The organism is Sphaerisporangium sp. NBC_01403 (assembly GCF_045040145.1).
Taxonomy (GTDB): domain Bacteria; phylum Actinomycetota; class Actinomycetes; order Streptosporangiales; family Streptosporangiaceae; genus Sphaerisporangium; species Sphaerisporangium viridialbum.
In genome coordinates this window covers 3,080,142-3,096,238 of record NZ_CP109534.1, presented here as the reverse complement: position 1 = coordinate 3,096,238, position 16,097 = coordinate 3,080,142, and the positions used below count along the sequence as shown (strand labels likewise).

The 16,097-nt window shown below is 71.6% G+C and carries 13 protein-coding genes; 6 read left to right on the top strand and 7 right to left on the bottom strand.

The features are described 5' to 3' along the window. Window positions 1-79: 79 nt before the first annotated feature. From OG589_RS14060 to OG589_RS14050, 3 genes are read left to right on the top strand one after another with little or no spacing between them, the layout of a single operon-like run. Window positions 80-1,009: an ABC transporter ATP-binding protein gene (locus OG589_RS14060; protein WP_405149274.1), complete on the top strand. Its 930-nt coding sequence runs from the start codon at window positions 80-82 to the stop codon at window positions 1,007-1,009. Continuing rightward, window positions 1,009-1,791, top strand: a complete 783-nt coding sequence (locus OG589_RS14055) for an ABC transporter permease (RefSeq protein ID WP_405149272.1) — start codon at window positions 1,009-1,011, stop codon at window positions 1,789-1,791. Before OG589_RS14060 ends, OG589_RS14055 begins: the two co-directional genes overlap by 1 nt. A gap of 3 nt (window positions 1,792-1,794) precedes the next feature. Beyond that, a complete protein-coding gene (locus tag OG589_RS14050) occupies window positions 1,795-2,595 on the top strand; it encodes an ABC transporter permease (protein WP_405149270.1) in 801 nt (266 codons plus the stop codon). 113 nt (window positions 2,596-2,708) lie between these two features. Here OG589_RS14050 and OG589_RS14045 read toward each other — a convergent pair whose 3' ends face one another. The 4 genes from OG589_RS14045 to OG589_RS14030 all read right to left on the bottom strand — a co-directional run bounded on the left by OG589_RS14045 (window position 2,709) and on the right by OG589_RS14030 (window position 5,299). Further along, the gene (locus tag OG589_RS14045) at window positions 2,709-3,029 is read right to left on the bottom strand and encodes a DUF952 domain-containing protein (protein WP_405149268.1); all 321 of its coding nucleotides are present in this window, start codon (window positions 3,027-3,029) and stop codon (window positions 2,709-2,711) included. Between the two features lie 332 nt (window positions 3,030-3,361). Beyond that, on the bottom strand, window positions 3,362-4,084 hold the full coding sequence (locus OG589_RS14040) for a VOC family protein (RefSeq protein ID WP_405149266.1): 723 nt from the start codon (window positions 4,082-4,084) through the stop codon (window positions 3,362-3,364). Between the two features lie 253 nt (window positions 4,085-4,337). Then, the gene (locus OG589_RS14035; RefSeq protein ID WP_405149264.1) at window positions 4,338-4,979 is read right to left on the bottom strand and encodes a TetR/AcrR family transcriptional regulator; all 642 of its coding nucleotides are present in this window, start codon (window positions 4,977-4,979) and stop codon (window positions 4,338-4,340) included. Beyond that, window positions 4,976-5,299, bottom strand: a complete 324-nt coding sequence (locus OG589_RS14030; RefSeq protein ID WP_405149262.1) for a DMT family transporter — start codon at window positions 5,297-5,299, stop codon at window positions 4,976-4,978. Before OG589_RS14030 ends, OG589_RS14035 begins: the two co-directional genes overlap by 4 nt. A 142-nt stretch (window positions 5,300-5,441) precedes the next feature. Between OG589_RS14030 and OG589_RS14025 the strand changes: the two genes are divergently transcribed. Further along, window positions 5,442-6,428 carry a radical SAM protein gene (locus OG589_RS14025; RefSeq protein WP_405149261.1) on the top strand — a complete coding sequence of 329 codons (987 nt, stop codon included), beginning with the start codon at window positions 5,442-5,444 and terminating at the stop codon, window positions 6,426-6,428. A gap of 50 nt (window positions 6,429-6,478) precedes the next feature. On the opposite strand, the gene OG589_RS14020 is transcribed toward OG589_RS14025, so the two are convergent. Both OG589_RS14020 and OG589_RS14015 read right to left on the bottom strand, forming a co-directional pair. After that, window positions 6,479-11,944 (bottom strand): carboxyl transferase domain-containing protein, encoded by a 5,466-nt coding sequence (locus OG589_RS14020; RefSeq protein ID WP_405149259.1) that lies wholly within the window; start codon window positions 11,942-11,944, stop codon window positions 6,479-6,481. Between the two features lie 315 nt (window positions 11,945-12,259). Continuing rightward, window positions 12,260-13,198 (bottom strand): GlxA family transcriptional regulator, encoded by a 939-nt coding sequence (locus tag OG589_RS14015; RefSeq protein ID WP_405149257.1) that lies wholly within the window; start codon window positions 13,196-13,198, stop codon window positions 12,260-12,262. Between the two features lie 253 nt (window positions 13,199-13,451). Here OG589_RS14015 and OG589_RS14010 point away from each other — a divergent pair, with 253 nt between their 5' ends. After that, window positions 13,452-13,880 (top strand): DUF6010 family protein, encoded by a 429-nt coding sequence (locus OG589_RS14010; RefSeq protein WP_405149255.1) that lies wholly within the window; start codon window positions 13,452-13,454, stop codon window positions 13,878-13,880. Window positions 13,881-14,021: 141 nt separating this feature from the next. Continuing rightward, window positions 14,022-14,795 (top strand): phytanoyl-CoA dioxygenase family protein, encoded by a 774-nt coding sequence (locus tag OG589_RS14005; protein WP_405149253.1) that lies wholly within the window; start codon window positions 14,022-14,024, stop codon window positions 14,793-14,795. Between the two features lie 78 nt (window positions 14,796-14,873). On the opposite strand, the gene OG589_RS14000 is transcribed toward OG589_RS14005, so the two are convergent. Beyond that, window positions 14,874-16,079, bottom strand: coding sequence for an Ig-like domain-containing protein (locus OG589_RS14000; RefSeq protein ID WP_405149251.1), 1,206 nt, complete (start codon window positions 16,077-16,079; stop codon window positions 14,874-14,876). Window positions 16,080-16,097: the final 18 nt, after the last annotated feature.

The following is a 16,097-nucleotide window of genomic DNA, read 5'->3' as shown; positions in this document are numbered from 1 at the left end:
GGGCTCGCCTCCCCCGCACGGCGCGGCGGGCGAAAACCTGTTGCGAGAATGTCGGTGAGGTTCGTTAGGGTTTTGCTCCGTGTCTGAGCAACCTCTGATCCATGCGCGTGGCCTGGTGAAACGCTTCGGCGACTTCACCGCGGTCGACGGCATCGACATCGACGTGGCCCCCGGCGAGGCGTTCGGCTTCCTCGGCCCCAACGGCGCCGGCAAGTCCTCAACGATGCGCATGATCAGCTGCGTGTCGCTGCCCACGGCCGGTGAGCTGCGCATCCTCGGCATGGACCCCGTACACCAGGGCGTCCAGATCCGCGGGCGGCTCGGCGTCTGCCCGCAGCTGGACAACCTCGACCCCGACCTCACCGTCCGGGAGAACCTCACCACCTACGCCCGCTACTTCGGCATCCCCCGGCCCGAGGCCCGCCGCAGGGCCGACGAGCTGCTCGACTTCGTGCAGCTCGCCGACCGCGCCGGCAGCAGCGTCGAGCCACTGTCGGGGGGCATGAAACGCCGGCTCACCATCGCCAGGGCCATGGTGAACGACCCCGACATCGTCCTGCTCGACGAGCCCACCACCGGCCTCGACCCGCAGGCCCGCCACCTGCTGTGGGAGCGGCTGTTCCAGCTCAAGCGGCGCGGCACCACGCTGGTGCTCACCACCCACTACATGGACGAGGCCGAGCAGCTGTGCGACCGGCTGGTGGTCATGGACGGCGGGCGCATCGTCGCCGAGGGGTCGCCCCGATCGCTCATCGCCACCTACTCCACCCCCGAGGTGGTCGAGCTGCGCTTCGGCGACGAGCGCCCCGCCGAGCTGGCGGACAAGCTCGCCGGCATCGGCGAGCGCATCGACCCGCTGCCCGACCGCCTGCTGGTGTACGCCGCGGACGGCGACGCGGCCACCGCCGAGGTCCACCGGCGCGGGCTCACCCCCTCCAGCGTGCTCGTGCGCCGCTCCACCCTTGAGGATGTCTTCCTGCACCTCACCGGCCGCACCCTGGTCGACTGATGGCCGCCCTCACCACCCAGGTCTCGGCGCGCTCGACGCTGGCGGTGCTCGAGCGTGCCCTCACGCTGTACCGCCGGCTGTGGCGGGCCTCGGCGTTCTCCTCCTTCGTCCTGCCGGTGCTGTTCCTGGTGAGCATCGGCGTCGGGGTCGGCAGCCACGTCGGGCTCATCGGCGGGGTCGACTACCTGTCGTGGATCGTCCCGGGCGTGATGGCCTCCACGGCGTTCCAGATGGCGGTCGGCGAGTGCACCTATCCGGTGCTCGGCGACTTCAAGTGGGTGCGGGCCTACCACGCCATGCGCGCCACCCCCGTCGAGCCCGGCGACATGGTGTCCGGCTGGCTGCTGTACATCCTGCTCCGCGTCGAGATCTCCGTGGTGGTGTTCCTTGGGATCACCGCCCTGTTCGGCGCGCTGCACTCGCCCTGGGCCCTGGTCACGCCGCTGGTCTGCGGGCTGGTGGCGCTCGCCGCGGCGGCGCCGACGATGGCCTTCGCCGCCACCATCCAGCACGACAGCTACTTCGCGCTGCTGTTCCGGTTCGTCCTGATCCCCTCCACCCTGTTCGCCGGGGTGTTCTTCCCGGTCGAGCAGCTCCCCGTGGCCGTCCGGCCGCTGGCCTACCTGTCGCCGCTGTGGCACGGGGTCGAGCTCGACCGGGCCGCGACACTGGGCACCGCTCCCCCGTGGCCGATCGCCGCGCACCTGGCCTACCTGGTGGTGTTCGCCGCCGCCGGGGCGGCCTTGGCCGTCCGCGCATTCCGCAAGCGACTTCAGGACTGACACATGGTGACCACGATGCTCGCCACCCGGATCTCCCCCCGCCGGGTCGGCGCGGTGATCAGCCGCAACGTGGGGGCGCTGCGCTCGGGCCCGTCCTACTGGCTGGTGCTGGTGTCGGGCCTGCTCGAGCCGCTGCTGTACCTGCTGTCCATCGGCGTCGGGGTGGGCGCCCTGGTCGGCGACCTGCAGGTCGGCGGGCGCACCCTGCCGTACGCCACGTTCGTGGCCCCGGCGATGCTGGCGGTGGCCGCGATGTCCGGCGCCCTGGCCGAGACCACCTACAACTTCTTCTTCAAGATGAAGTACATGAAGACGTTCGACGCGATCCTGGCCACGCCGGTGCGGCCGTTCGAGATCGCGCTCGGCGAGCTGGGCTGGGCCATGTTGCGCGGCTCCCTGTACACCGGGGTCTTCGTGATCGTCATGGTCGTCCTCGGCCTGGCCGCGCCGCTGTGGGCGCTGGCGGCGTTCCCCGCCACGATGCTGGTCGGGCTGGCGTTCGGGTCCCTCGGCATGGCGGTCAGCACGCTGATGCGCGGCTGGCAGGACTTCGACCTGATGTCCACCGGCCAGTTCGCGCTGTTCCTGTTCTCCGGCACCTTCTCACCGGTCGGCGACTACCCGGTGGCGATGCAGGTCCTCATCCAGGTCACCCCGCTCTACCAGGCGGTCGAGCTGGTGCGCGGCCTGGCCATCGGCGACCCCGGCTGGGGCCTGCTCGTGCACGCCGCCTACCTTCTGGCGATGGTCGCCGGCGGCCTGCTGTTCGCCGCGCGGCGGCTGCAGCGGGTGCTGTGCGTGTGATGTGACCTCAGCCGCAGCGGGTGACCTGACCTCGAAGCAGCGCTTGAGGTGTCAAGCTCACGAGCGGGCGGCCGGGCCCGTCCCTTGGACGGCGGCGCCCGGCCGGTCGCGGGTCAGCGGGCGAAGGGGGACACCGAGACGACCGCCTCCACCGGCAGCGGGCCGTAGATGTGCGGGAACGCCTCCTCGGCGCCCGGCGGAACCTCCAAGAGCACCGGGCAGCCCAGACGGCCCTGGTCGACGGTCAGCACGACCAGCGGCTCGGTGACCCCGGTGTAGTACCGCTCGGCGACCCCGCGCAGCTGGTCGAGGTCGGCGCACGCGTGGATGAACCCCTCTTCCGCGAGGGTGCGTCCCAAGGTGGACACGCGGTACTCGCCGGCCCGCGCGGCCTCGGCCCAGTCGCCGGCCAGCGCCAGATGAAGAATCGTCACCGTCCCCAGCGTAGATCAGCCCCGGGCCCCCGGCACAACGGCTTCGTGTGCCATCCCGGCGTGGCTCGCCGTGCTGACGGTCTTCGAGGCGGCGCGGGCGCGCACCCGCCTGCAGATCGACGGTTCGGGCGTCACGGTGCGGCCGCCCTGGCTGCCCGCCCTGCGCCGGATGGTGCCGTACTCGCTGGTGCGGTTCGCTGAGGCCAGGGACGAAGCTCCCCCCAGGCGGTACAAGCTGGACGACAGCGCGGCGGGCTGGGGTGTGGTGACGCTGGCCGAGCGCGTCGCGCAGCGTGGCCGGGTGGAGGCGCGTCACTCCGGGTCTGGTCACGCTATCGGGGGGTCAACACACAGAACTCATTGCCATCGGGATCGGCCATCACCACCTGACTGACCTCGCCCTGGCCGATGTCGATTCGAGTCGCTCCGAGGGAGATGAGACGGTCGACCTCCGCTTGCTGATCACCGTGCGCAGGTGGGGCGAGGTCGAGGTGCAATCTGTTCTTCCCGGTCTTCGGCGCCACTGGCGGACCGCCCCACGTGATCTTCGGACCGCCGTGCGGCGAGCGGATCGCGGTCTCTTGGTCCTGGTCCCAGACCAACGGCCAGCCCAGCGCTTCGCTCCAGAAGTACCCGACCTCCTGCGAACCGTCGGACGCGAGCGCGCCGATGAATCCGCAGTCAGCGAGGAATTTGTTGTCCGGCCCGATGACGCAGAACTCGTTGCCTTCGGGGTCGGCGAGCACCACATGACCCTCCTCCGGGCGTTGCCCGATGTCGATGTGCCGCGCACCGAGTTCGAGCGACCTCGCCACCGTCTGCCACTGGTCCTCGAGGGACGTGCTCGTCAGATCGAAGTGCATCTGGTTCGGGCCGGTCTTCTTCTCCTGGGACGGAAGACATCGGATCCGGAACCCGGTGTCATCGCCCGGCAGGAGCGTGATGCCATCGCGGGGGTCGTTGACCATCTCCCAGTCCAGGACTCCAGCCCAGAAGCGCGCGAGACGGAGCGGGTCGTTCGCATCGAAGCAGAGCGCGACGAGCTGAGAAGTCATCCCGCACCTCCAATCTATTGACTCACAGGCGCAGACAGGGCACGTCCTCCTGCGCATGACGGAGGCCAACGCTAGCCCGCTCGAGGACTGCGACGCCAACGCATTTGGGTCAGAGGGCGACGTTTCCGGCACGATCCGCGATCAGGACAGTGGACGACTGACCCAGGCGCCTTCGACCGCTTCACCCCCGACCTGAAGGCCGGAGCACTGCGGACGAATCGGGTAGCGCCTTGGGCGAGAGCGGCCGTACCGGTTACTCCGCGCCGGGGAGGGCGCGCAGGGTGCGGGCGAGGAGCGCGTGGGCTTCGTGGGTGGCCTCGGGGCGGCCCTCGACGAGGTACTCCATCCACAGCCCGGCCAGCAGTACGCCGACCGTCCGGGCCGCGTGCCGCCCGGACGGGTACCCCGCGCGGCGCAGCGTCTCGGCGACGACCGTGTCGCAGCCGTCGGTCCAGTCGCGGGCGATCGCCTGCAACGCCGGGTCGCGGCCGGCCTGCAGGTACAGCTCCCACAGGCCGAGCTGGCGCAGCCGGTCGCCTTCCGGGCCGGCCTGCGGTCCCATCGCCGCCGCCAGCGTGGCGGCCAGGTCCTCAGGAGTGGGCCGGCCCGCGGCCGTGGCGGCCTCGGCACGGGCGCGCATGCCGTCCAGCTCGCCGGCGACCAGCATGGCGAAGGCCTCGGCCACCAGCTCGTCGCGGGAGGTGAAGTAGTAGGTCGTCGCGGCCAGCGGGAGACCGGCCCGCGCGGCGACCGCCCGGTGGGTGACGGCGGTGAAACCGCCCTGCTCCAGCAGGCCCGTCGCCGCCGCCAGCAGCGCGGCGCGACGCCGCCGTCCGCGTTCCTGCGCCGGCCGGGTCGCCTGCGGGGACTCGGAAGCGGTCCTGGGGGAGGTCAATGCGTGCCCGCCAGGTTGAGCAGCACGACACCGCCGATGATCAGCAGGATCCCGGCGACCTTGACCAGGCTCATCGCCTCGCCGAGGAACAGCGCCCCGATCACGGCGATGGCCGCGGTCCCGACCCCGGCCCACACGGCGTACGCGACGCCGACCTCCATCTGGAGCTTCAGGGCGCGGGCCAGCAGGACGAACGAGGCGAGGTAGCCGATCATCACCACGACCGTCCAGCCCTTGTTGGCGAAGCCGTCACTCAGCTTGAGCGCCGAGGTCGCGAGCACCTCGGAAGCGATCGCGCCGACAAGCAGCAACCACGGCATGAACGGGCCCCCTATCATCACGACCGGCGGCACAGACCGGTACACACGTACCACTTTAGCCGCCCGCGGATCGGCTGGCTTCCCGTCCGAGCGTGGCGAGATCGCTTGCCACGGGTATCGAATGCGTGTTCCACTGTTGGTCATGCGTTTCGACGCCCTTCCCCTTGTCGAGAACACCCCCGCGGCGCGGCCGAAGATAGAGCGGCAGGCGGTCCGCCGGGCATCTGGTGACACGACCTTCTACGAGGTGCGGGCGCGCACGATCATCGACCGGGTGCCCGCGGCCATCGGGCTCGGCGTCCCCTGGGCGGTCAGTCCCTACCGGGGATGCGCCCACGCCTGCCTCTACTGCGCGGCCCGCCGCTCCCACCGCTACCTCGGGCTGGACGGCGAGCGCGACTTCGGCTCGGCCATCGTGGTCAAGACCGACGCCGCCAGGCGGCTGCGGATCGAGCTGGCCTCTCCCCGCTGGGCGGGCGAGGCGGTGGGCATCGGGCTGAGCGGCGACTGCTACCAGGAGGCCGAGCGGACCTACCGGCTGATGCCCGACATCGTGGCCGCGCTGCGCGACGCCGGCAACCCCTTCCGGGTGATGACCAAGAGCGCGCTGATCCTTCGTGACGCCGAGCTGCTCGCCGAGGCGGCCGAGGTGGCCGAGGTCGAGGCCCGGGTCTCGATCGGCTTCGTCGACGACCGGCTGCGCCGCGCGGTGGAGCCAGGGGCGCCGAGCGCGCAGAAGCGCCTGGAGCTGTGCGCCGAGCTCGGCGAGCGCGGGGTGCCGTGCGGGGTGCTGATGGGCCCCATCCTGCCGTGCCTGACCGATTCCGAGGACCAGCTGCGGGCGGTGGTGCGGCGCGTCGCCGAGGCCGGCGCCGTGAGCCTGACGCCGATGGTGCTGCAACTGCCCGCCGGGGCCCGCGAGTGGTACCTGCGGTGGCTGGCCGAGGAGCATCCACGTCTGGTGCCGCGCTACGAGGAGCTGTACGGGCGCGAGCCGCTGGCCGCCGAGGACTACCGCCGGCGGGTGGTCGGGCGGGTGGCCGAGCTGGCCCGCCTGTACGGCATCGGGGCCCGGCGCGCGCCGTGGCGAGCGCGCCGTTCGGCCGACCGCCAGCTCGCCCTGCTGTGACCGCCCCGGCCGTGCGAGCCCACCCCTAGGGGTGCGGCGCCGGGGTGGGGTCAGCGCAGGCGGGACTCGATGGCCTCGATGATCCGTGGGCGCAGTTCCGCGGTGCGGATGACGGCGTCGACGGAGCCGACCTCGACCGCGCGCTGGATGTTGTGCACGCGGTCGAACTCCGTGGCCACCTCGCTGAGCTTCTCCGCGCGGACCGACGAGCGGAGCTCGTCGAGCTCCGCGGCCAACGCGGCGCGGACGGCACCGGAGGCTGCCGCCACGCGGGCCTCCAGTTCCCGCACGCGCGGGTCGGCCGCGGTGCGGGCGTTGACGTCGCCGGAGAACACCACCGCGGCGGCGGGGGCGCCGCCGAGCACCGAGGCGAACGAGCCTTCCAGCGCGAGCACGGTCATGTTCGGGTTCAGCGCCTTCGAGAACACCACGAACGCGCCGCCGTGGTACCGCGAGATCACGCAGAACACAATGGGCCCGCGGAAGTTCACGATCGCGCGGCCGATCTCGGCGCCGTACTCCAGCTGCAGCTTCCGCATCGACTCCGGCGAGCCGTCGAAGCCCGACAGGTTCGCCAGCACCACCAGCGGCCGGTTGCCGCTGGCCGCGTTGATCGCTCGCGCGGCCTTCTTCGACGACCGCGGGAACAGCGTGCCCGCGGTGTAGGTGTCCGGGCCGTCGGTGGGCGGGAAGCCGCGCCGCGGCACCGCCCGTGACTCGATGCCGAGCAGGCACACCGGCATGCCACCGAGATGCACGTCCTGCACGACTGCGGTCTCCGCGTCGGCCATGCCCGCCCAGCGTTCCAGCACCGGGTGGTCCTGGTCGGAGAGCGCCCGCATCACAGTCCGGATGTCGAAGGGCTTCTTGCGGTCCGGGTTGGCCTCGGCGGAGAAGATCTCGCCGACGGTGGTGAAGTCACTGCCCACCACGGCATGCGGGAAGTCGGAGATGTCGCGGTCGACGGGGTCGGTGGTCTTCGCCCGCCTCGGCGCCTCCTCGCCGGGTGCGATGTACGTGTGGTCGTAGTACGACATCAGCACGCCCCGCGCGGCGGTCAGGTTCGGCGCCCAGTACTGCGCCTGCCCGTTCGGTCCCATCACCCGGTCGTAGCCGCCGATGCCGAAGTTGTCCTCGGCCGACACGCCACCGGAGAAGTCGAGCGACTGCTTGCCGGTGAGCACCATCGCCGAGTCCGGCGTCATCACCAGGATGCCCTTGGTGTGCATGAGCATCGTCGCCTCGGCGTTCCAGTACGGCTGCGCGCCGACGTTGATGCCCGCGACCACGATGTTGATCTCGCCGCCGTCCTGGGTGAACTCGACGATTCGCTTGAGCGCCGCGGCCACCCAGTCCATGTTCTCCGTGCCCGACTCCATGGAGATCCGGGCGCCTGCGGACAGCGCGTACCACTCCAGCGGCACCCGCATCCGCTCGGCCAGGTCCAGCGCGGCGATCACGCGGCGGCACTCCGGCTCCGACAGCGCGCCGAGCGACTTCGTCGGGTCGCCGAGCAGCACGACCCTGGTGACGCCCTGTGGGTGCCGCCGGGTCGGCGTGGTGACCACGCCCGCGACGATCGCCGCGGTGTTGCGCCCCTTCGGCCGGTCGACCGGCACCAGCGCGTGGCCGTCGTCGAGGTCGTGCTCGACGAAGTCGCCGAGCAGGCCGGTCAGCTCGTACGGGTACACCGTGTTGCGGCTGCTCGCGCGCAGCACCTTCTGCCGGTAGTCGTCGAGCGGCTCGACCGGCTCGTCCGACGGCTCGCCGACGGTCAGCTCGGTGCCGCCGGCGGCGTCGAAGGAGACGCGCACGGCGATCTTGGTCAGCTCGCCGGTCCTCCGGTCGCGCTGCCGCCCGATGAGCAGGATCTCCTCCAGCCCGGCGCCCGCGGTCGTCGGTAGCACGCGCCCGGCGATCATCTCCAGCTCCGCGCGGGTGATGCCGCTCGGCGGCCAGACGTAGATCACGATCCGGTTGGTGTTGAAGTGTTTCTTCGACGGCCGCCGCGACCGCGCGCGGCGGATCGAGTCGAGGCAGGTGGCGATGGTGTCCTCGGCCGTCGGCAGCGCGACCAGCCTGCCGTCGTGCTCGCGCAGCTCGGTCAGGTCGCGCACCTGTGCGAACGCGACGAGGCGGTCGTCCGACGGGTTCTCCCGCGCCACGCACTGGAAGAGGTAGACCTCCTCGTCCGACGACGGCAGCCGGGTGAGGTCGAACTCGCTCAGCCGCTCCAGCTGCATCCGCTGCGCGATGTACGGGTGCAGGCCGCGGATCAGCCGCTCCTCGGTCATCCCGGTGGTCGACGGGCGGAACGTGAAGTGGTGGTGCATCACCGCGCCGCCGCTGCCCGCGACGGTGGCGGTGAGTCTGCGGACCTGGTTCGGCAGCGGGTGCGCGCTGACGACCTCGTGCAACGCGGCCGCCATCGCGTCGGAGTCCTCCGGCTGCATCTCCCAGGCGAGATAGATGTCGGCGTCGATGGCCTCCTCGCCGCTCGCCAGCTCCGCGAGCCCGCGAAGCGCGCTGCCCAGCGCTTCGAAGCTCACCGCGGAGGAGACCACGCACGAGCCCGCGCGCTCGGCGACCACGAACGTGCAGCCCGCGACCTCGCTGGTGCGGACGCCGGTGAGACCCTTGTTGCCGTAGTACCGCCGGGTCAGCACTTCCAGCATGATCGCGTTGTCCAGGTCGTCGCGGACAAGCCGCTGGCCGAGCAGCCGCACCAGCGGCTCGGTGCTGCGCACCATCTCGGCGATGCGCTCGGCGCGGTCCGGCGCGTCCGGGTGCGCGTCCAGGTGGCGCAGGTGCTTGCGGACGTCGGCGTAGACGCGGGCGCGGTTGCGGCGCAGCAACGGCTGACCGAACCAGGCGAACACCACGCCGCGCGCGAGGTCGGAGACCACGGGGAAGCGGACCTGCGTCGCGGCCACCAGCCGCTCCAGCGCGAGACCGGCGGGCTCGCGCAGCGTCTCGTCCGGCGGCGGCTCCCGCAGCCACGCGCCCAGCAACGTCGTGACGACCGTGGCGTCGGCGGACGCGCGTTGCTGGGCGAGGAAGATCCGGAACACCGCGGCTTCGAGCTCGGCGGAGGGCTCCAGCTCGGTGACACCGTAGTGCCCGAGCGCCTTGGCGAGCTTGGCCTGGAACGCCTCCGGCAGCCCGGCGCGCTCGACGTCGAGGCTCTGCAGGTAGGTGTGGAAGTACTCGCGGGCGCTGTGCAGGTGGCCGTCACCGCCTCCGTCCTCGCCCGCCGGCCGGTTGCGGCTCAGCTCGGCGAGGTCGGCGAACACGTCGATGAGTTCGAGCTCCTCGGCCAGCGGCCGGTGGCCGTCCTCGGTGGCCGCCCGGCGCGCGGCGAGGTAGTCGTCGAGCACCCGGCGTTCGTCGTGCGGGTCGACGTCGAAGCCCAGCAGCAGGCTGCGCAGGTCCTCCTGGCCGCGCGTGCTGCGCTCCCGCGCCGGGATCTTCCCGGGCGCGGCGGGCAGGTCCAGTTCGACGGACTCGGCGGCCGAGGTGTCCTCGGCTTCGGCGTCGTCGTCGGCGAGCGGCTCCAGCCGCATCAGCGGCGAACCGGTCTCCACCTGGCTGCCCACGGACACGACGCATTCCTTCAGCCGCGCCTTGAACGGCGCCCGCAGCACCGTCTCCATCTTCATGCTCTCCAGCACCAGCACCGGTGCGCCCGCCTCGACCTCGGCGCCGACCTTCAGCGGCGTGGCGACGACCAGCGCGGGCGCGGGCGAGCGGACGACGCCGCCCTCGTCGCGGGTGACCCGGTGCGTCACGCCGTCCACCTCGGCCAGGTGGATCGGCCCGTGCGTGCCGGTGAGCAGGCGGTACCGGGTGCCGTTGACGACGATCTGCCCGGTGTGCCGGTCGAAGCGGTCGAGTTCGACTTCGGCGGTGCGGACGACGTCACCCGCTTCGACGCCGACGCGGAACCGATGCGCGCCGACCCGCGCGACGCGCACACGGTAGCCGACGCCACGCAGCTTGAGGTCCAGCGGTCGGCCGCTCTCGTGCTGCACCTGCGGGCGTCCGCCGAACGCCGTCGACAGCAGCCGCTGCCGCTCGACGCGCTCCTCCTCCTCGTACGCCTCGATGGCGGCGGCCGTCAGCGCGACGGCGGAGTGCCGGTGCGAGACGAGCCTGCCCTCGCCGCGGACGCGGTCGATCCAGCCGGTGTCCGCGCTGGCGTCGATCACCTCGGGCTGGTCGAGCAGCTCGAGCACGAAGCTCTTGTTCGTCGCGCCGCCCTCGATGATCACCGTGGTCTGCGCCATCGCCCGGCGCAGCCTGCCGAGCGCCTCGTCGCGGTCCCGGCCATAGGCGATGATCTTCGCGATCATCGAGTCGAAGTCGGCGGGGATGATGTCGCCCTCGCTGACGCCGGTGTCCACGCGGATGCCCGGCCCGGCGGGCAGGTCCAGCCGCACGATGCGGCCCGGGGAGGGCGCGAAGTCGCGGTCGGGGTCTTCGGCGTTCAGCCGGGCCTCGATGGCGTGCCCGCGCTCCACCGGTGGCTCGCCTTCGAGCCTGCCGCCGGATGCCACCCGCAACTGCGCCTTGACCAGGTCGAACCCGGTGGTGGACTCGGTGATCGGGTGCTCGACCTGCAGGCGGGTGTTGACCTCGAGGAACGCGAACAGCTTGTCGCCGGGGTGGTAGAGGAACTCGACGGTCGCCGCGCCGCGGTAACCGACCGCGATGGCCAGCCGTTCGGCCGACGCCTTGAGCTCGGCTGTCTGCGCAGGACTGAGCACCGGCGACGCCGACTCCTCGATGACCTTCTGGTTGCGCCGCTGCACCGAGCAGTCGCGGACGCCGAGCGCCCACGCGGTGCCCTCGCCGTCGGCGATCACCTGGACCTCGACGTGCCGGGCACCGGTGACCAGGCGCTCCAGGAACAGGATGCCGCTGCCGAACGCCCGCGCGGCCTCCTGGCCGGTGCGCTCGTAGGCGTCGGCGAGCTCGGCCTCGTTGGTGATCACGCGGATGCCGCGCCCGCCGCCGCCCGCGGTGGCCTTCAGCATCAGCGGGTAGCCGATCTCGGCCGCCGCCGCCAGGGCGGCGTCCAGGGTCTCGACCGCACCGCGGCTCCACGGTGCGACCGGCACGCCGACCTCCTCGGCGATCAGCTTCGAGCCGATCTTGTCGCCGAGCTTGCGCATGGCCTCCGCGCTCGGTCCGACGAAGGTGACTCCGACCTTCTCGCACAGCTCCGCGAACGCCGGGTCCTCTGCGACGAAGCCCCAGCCGACCCACGCGGCGTCGGCCCCGGTCTCCACCAGCGCGCGCTCCAGCACCTTCAGGTCGAGGTACGGGCGCGCGGACGCGGGACCGAGATCGTAGGACAGGTCCGCTTCGCGGACGAAGGTGGCCGTGCGGTCGATGTCGGTGTGCAGGGCGACGGTCTCGATCCGTGTCCCGGTCTCCGCGGCGATTTCCCGTACGGCGTGGATGAGCCGCATGGCGGCCTCACCACGGTTGACGATGGCGACACGTTTGAACACCCGACCGAGCCCTCCTGTAGACCAGCAATGTGCGCGCCGCGACACGGCGGCCTCCTGCAGTGTTCACCTTTCCCTGTAACGGCTCGCAGCGGCATGTCGCAGACAGTGCAGGCTACGCTGCTCCAGTTGTGGAGAACGACCAAAAGCCGTCGGCCGCCCGCGCCTGACCAGGCAGGTGCGAACGGAGCAGCGGCGCGCTTCGCCGCACTTCGACGGTGACACGAAGCAGGCTCGATGCGCGGTCGCGGTCGCCTTCCCCCTGCCGGCCCTGACCATCTTCGCGGCGTGGGCCCGGCCCACCGCGATGACGCGAGCTCAGCGGAACGTGCGCCGGTAGGTGTGGGGGCTGACGCCTGTGACGCGCTTGAAGCGGTCACGGAAAGCGGTGGAGGAGGCGAAGCCGACCTGAGTGCCAATGCGTTCGACGGTGTGGCCGGTGGTCTCCAGCAGGTGCTGGGCTTGGCGGACGCGGGCGCGGTGCAGCCATTGGAGCGGGGTCGTGCCGGTCTGCTCCCGGAAGCGGCGCATCAGCGTACGGGTGCTCATGCCGGCGTGGGCGGCGATGTCGGCCACCGTCAGGTCGCGGGCCAGCGAAGCCTGCAGCCAGGTGAGCAGGGGCTCGAGCGCGGAACCTCGGGTCCTGGACGGGAGCGGCTGGACGATGAACTGGGCCTGCCCGCCCTCCCGCTCCAGCGGCATGACCGACAGCCGGGCGGCGTCGGCCGCCACGGCGGACCCGTAGTCACGGCGGATCAGGTGCAGGCACAGGTCCAGCCCGGCCGCGGCACCCGCGGAGGTGAGGATCTGCCCGTTGTCGACGTAGAGGACGCCGGGGTCTACCTCGATGTCCGGGTATGCGGCGGCCAGCAGGTCGGCCGCGGCCCAGTGGGTGGTGGCACGCAGGCCGCCGAGCAGTCCGGTGGCGGCCAGAGGGAAGGTGCCCGAACAGATGGAAGCGATGCGGGTGCCGTGGGCGGCGGCGGCCGTGAGGGCGTGGTGGACGGCCGGTGACAGCAGTCCCATCGGGCTCGCGGTGCCGGGGACGATGATCGTGTCGGCGCCCTCCAGCCCGTCCAGCCCCCAGGGGGCGCGCAGGGTGAACGCGCCGGCGTCCACCTCCGGACGCTCGGCGCAGACGCGCACCTGGTAGCCGGGACGGCCGTCCGGCAATCGCGTACGGGTGAAGACCTCGATCGGGGTGGACAGATCGAAGGGAATCACCTGGTCGAGCGCGAGGACGGCCACAGTGTGCATGGCGGAACGCTACCCGTCCGCGTATATCCCGCCAAGGCTCTGGATCTGCTGCTACGGAGGAGTCTGCTGGTCAGCCGTATGGCGGTATCCCGGTGATAGGTGTCAGAAATGCCACTGGGAGATGAGTCGGCGGCCGGTTAGCGTCAGTGGCGCTTTCCAACATCGACGAGAGAAGGAACATGCGCCCGTTCGTCTCCCCCGGCACCGGCCCGGTCCAGGTACGCATCGGCTTCCGGCGCACGGGGGCCATCAGATGATCATGAATGTCGTCCCGCCGGTGCTGATCGGCCTGCTCTACGCCGTGGTGACGTCGCTGATCCGCGAACCGCACCGGCGCCGCTTCAACGCCGTCATGGTGGCCGGGGCGGGAGCCGCCTACCTCAGCGGCGGCGGCCTGGGCGGTTGGGAGTTCGCCTTCACCGCCGCCGTCACCTACTGCGCCTACCGGGGGCTGGAGTCGTGGACGTTCATCGGCATCGGCTGGCTGCTGCACACCGCATGGGACGTCCTGCACCACCTCAAGGGCAACCCGATCATCCCTTTCGCCCATGACTCGTCCCTCGGCTGCGCCATCTGCGACCCGGTCATCGCCCTGTGGTGCCTCCGTGGCGGCCCCTCGCTCGCGGACCTCATCCGTTCCCGGCGGGGACCGCTCAACCGGTCTCCAGGCGGCGCGGCATGAGGCCGTCCGGTTCGGCGCCGCGCGCCTCTTCGTCGAGCCGAGGGCGGCGCGCCGGATGCGGCCGGATAATTCGGTGGAGCGGGCATCGGCAGGGCGGGTAGCGTCGGGCGCCGTAGACGAGGGCACTGACCGGGAGGCCGCGTGCGGGTTTTCGACGACGCCGACATCGAGCGTTTCATCGAGGAGGGGTTCCTGCCGCTGCGCGAGGCCTTCCCGCGGGAGATCGCCGACCAGGCGCGGGCGATCCTCTGGGACAAGATCGGCCTGAGCCCCGACGACCGGTCGGGGTGGACGCAACCAGTGATGTGGGCGGCCGACGAGACCGGCGAGGGCCCGTTCAGGCCGGCGATCGACTCGCCCCGGCTGCGCGCCGCCTACGACGAGCTCGCCGGGCCGGGCCGCTGGCTGCCCCGGGGCTCCGTGGGCAACTTCCCCATCCGCTTCCCCGGCCTGCCGCCGGCCGACGACACCGGCTGGCATGTGGACTCCTGCGTCCCCCGGGCCGACGGCTCGTGGGGGGTCGCGCTGTACCCCCACACCATGCTCCTGCTGCTGCTGTTCTCCGACGTCGGCCCCGATGACGCGCCCACCCGCATCCGGGTCGGGTCGCATCTGGACGTGCCCGGGGTGCTGGAGCCGTACGGCGCGGCGGGGCCGGACTTCGCCGGTCTGTACCCCGCGCTGGTGGACGCGAGCGCCGCGCGCCCGCTGGCCCTGGTGACCGGCTCCGCCGGAGACGCCTTCCTGTGCCACCCGTTCCTGGTGCACGCCGCCCAGGCCCACCTCGGTACGGTGCCGCGGTTCATGTCGCAGGGCCCGCTGCTGCTGAAGGAGCCGCTGCGGCTCGACCGGCCCGACGGCGCGTACTCGCCCCTGGAACTGGCCGCCAGGCGGGGGCTCCGCCCCGCCGCCTAGGTGTGCCCGGCCCGCAGACCACGACGGCCCGCCGGCGGTGAGCCGGCGGGCCGTCGCATGAGCTGGTCGCGGATGGCCTCAGGCGTCGAGCGCGCTGCCCTTCTTCCACTGCTTGAACGGAAGCTGCCAGTAGCCCCAGCCGTTGTTCCACTCCAGCGCGCGGTTCGTGCCGACGATGTTGACGACGTCGCCGCGGTGGAAGTTGTCGTAGAACCACTTGGCCTGGTCGGGGCGGGCGTTGACGCAGCCGTGGCTGACGTTGGCGCGGCCCTGCGAGCCGACCGACCACGGGGCGCTGTGGACGTACTCGCCGCTGTTGGAGATGCGCACGGCGTGGTCGACGATCTCCTTGTAGTAGCCGGGGTCGCCTTCCTTCTTCCCGGGGGAGATCATGGTGACCGGGTTGCCGCGTTCCATGGTGAGGTGGACGCCGTTGGTGGTGGTGTACTCGCGGGAGGTGGCCTTGCCCGCGCTGATCGCCATCTTCTGGACGACCTTGCCGTCCTTGCGGACGACCATCGAGTGGCTGCGGACGTCGACGCTGCTGATCCACGCCGCGCCGACCTTCATCGTGGTGGCGTAGTTCTTGACGCCGTACATGTCCTTGCCTGCGCGCACGCCCTCGAGCCGGGCGGCGAACCGCACCTTCTGGTGGGCGGGCCAGTACTTGGCGGGCCGGTAGATGGCCAGCGAGTCGTCGATCCAGCGCCAGGCGCCGTCGACCGGCTTCTCGGCGGTGACCTCCAGTGACTCCTCTACGGCCTTCTTGTCGCCGACCGGCCGGCTGAACCTCACCATGATCGGCATGCCGACGCCGACGGTCTCGCCCTTGAGGTTCGGGGTGATGTCGGCGATCCGCAGTTCCTGGGCGGGCTTGAGCGTGGTGAAGGTGCTGGTCACCTCGGCCGGGCCGCCGTCGCCGCTGGCCTTGGCCGAGACGGTGTAGTCGCTGGAGAGCTTCAGCGGGCCCTTGGAGACCCACTTGGTGCGCGCGGCGTCGAACTCGCCCTTGAGGGTCTTGCCGCCGGCCTGGACGGTGACCTCCTCCAGTTCCCCGTTGCTGGCGGTGACCACGACGCTCTTGTCGGGACGGACCTTGTCGGCGCCCTTCGCCGGGCTGATCTTGATCAGGGGGGCGGGCTTCGCCGGCGCGCTCGTGCCGCCCCCGCCGGGGCCCGACGAGGACGGCCCCGCGCCGCTGGAGCACGACACCATCAGCAGGCCGGCGGTGACCACGGCCAGCCCGGCGATCGGAGTCCTCAGACGATGACGAAAGTCCCGCACAGACCTCTCCCCCACGGC

What these genes read in the sequence shown, in the direction of transcription:
- OG589_RS14050 (WP_405149270.1), top strand. Translation starts at nt 1,795, where the DNA reads ATGGTGACCACGATGCTCGCCACCCGGATCTCCCCCCGCCGGGTCGGC.
- OG589_RS14010 (WP_405149255.1), top strand. Translation starts at nt 13,452, where the DNA reads ATGATCATGAATGTCGTCCCGCCGGTGCTGATCGGCCTGCTCTACGCC.
- OG589_RS14025 (WP_405149261.1), top strand. Translation starts at nt 5,442, where the DNA reads ATGCGTTTCGACGCCCTTCCCCTTGTCGAGAACACCCCCGCGGCGCGG.
- OG589_RS14015 (WP_405149257.1), bottom strand. Translation starts at nt 13,198, where the DNA reads ATGCACACTGTGGCCGTCCTCGCGCTCGACCAGGTGATTCCCTTCGAT.
- OG589_RS14030 (WP_405149262.1), bottom strand. Translation starts at nt 5,299, where the DNA reads ATGCCGTGGTTGCTGCTTGTCGGCGCGATCGCTTCCGAGGTGCTCGCG.
- OG589_RS14040 (WP_405149266.1), bottom strand. Translation starts at nt 4,084, where the DNA reads ATGACTTCTCAGCTCGTCGCGCTCTGCTTCGATGCGAACGACCCGCTC.
- OG589_RS14055 (WP_405149272.1), top strand. Translation starts at nt 1,009, where the DNA reads ATGGCCGCCCTCACCACCCAGGTCTCGGCGCGCTCGACGCTGGCGGTG.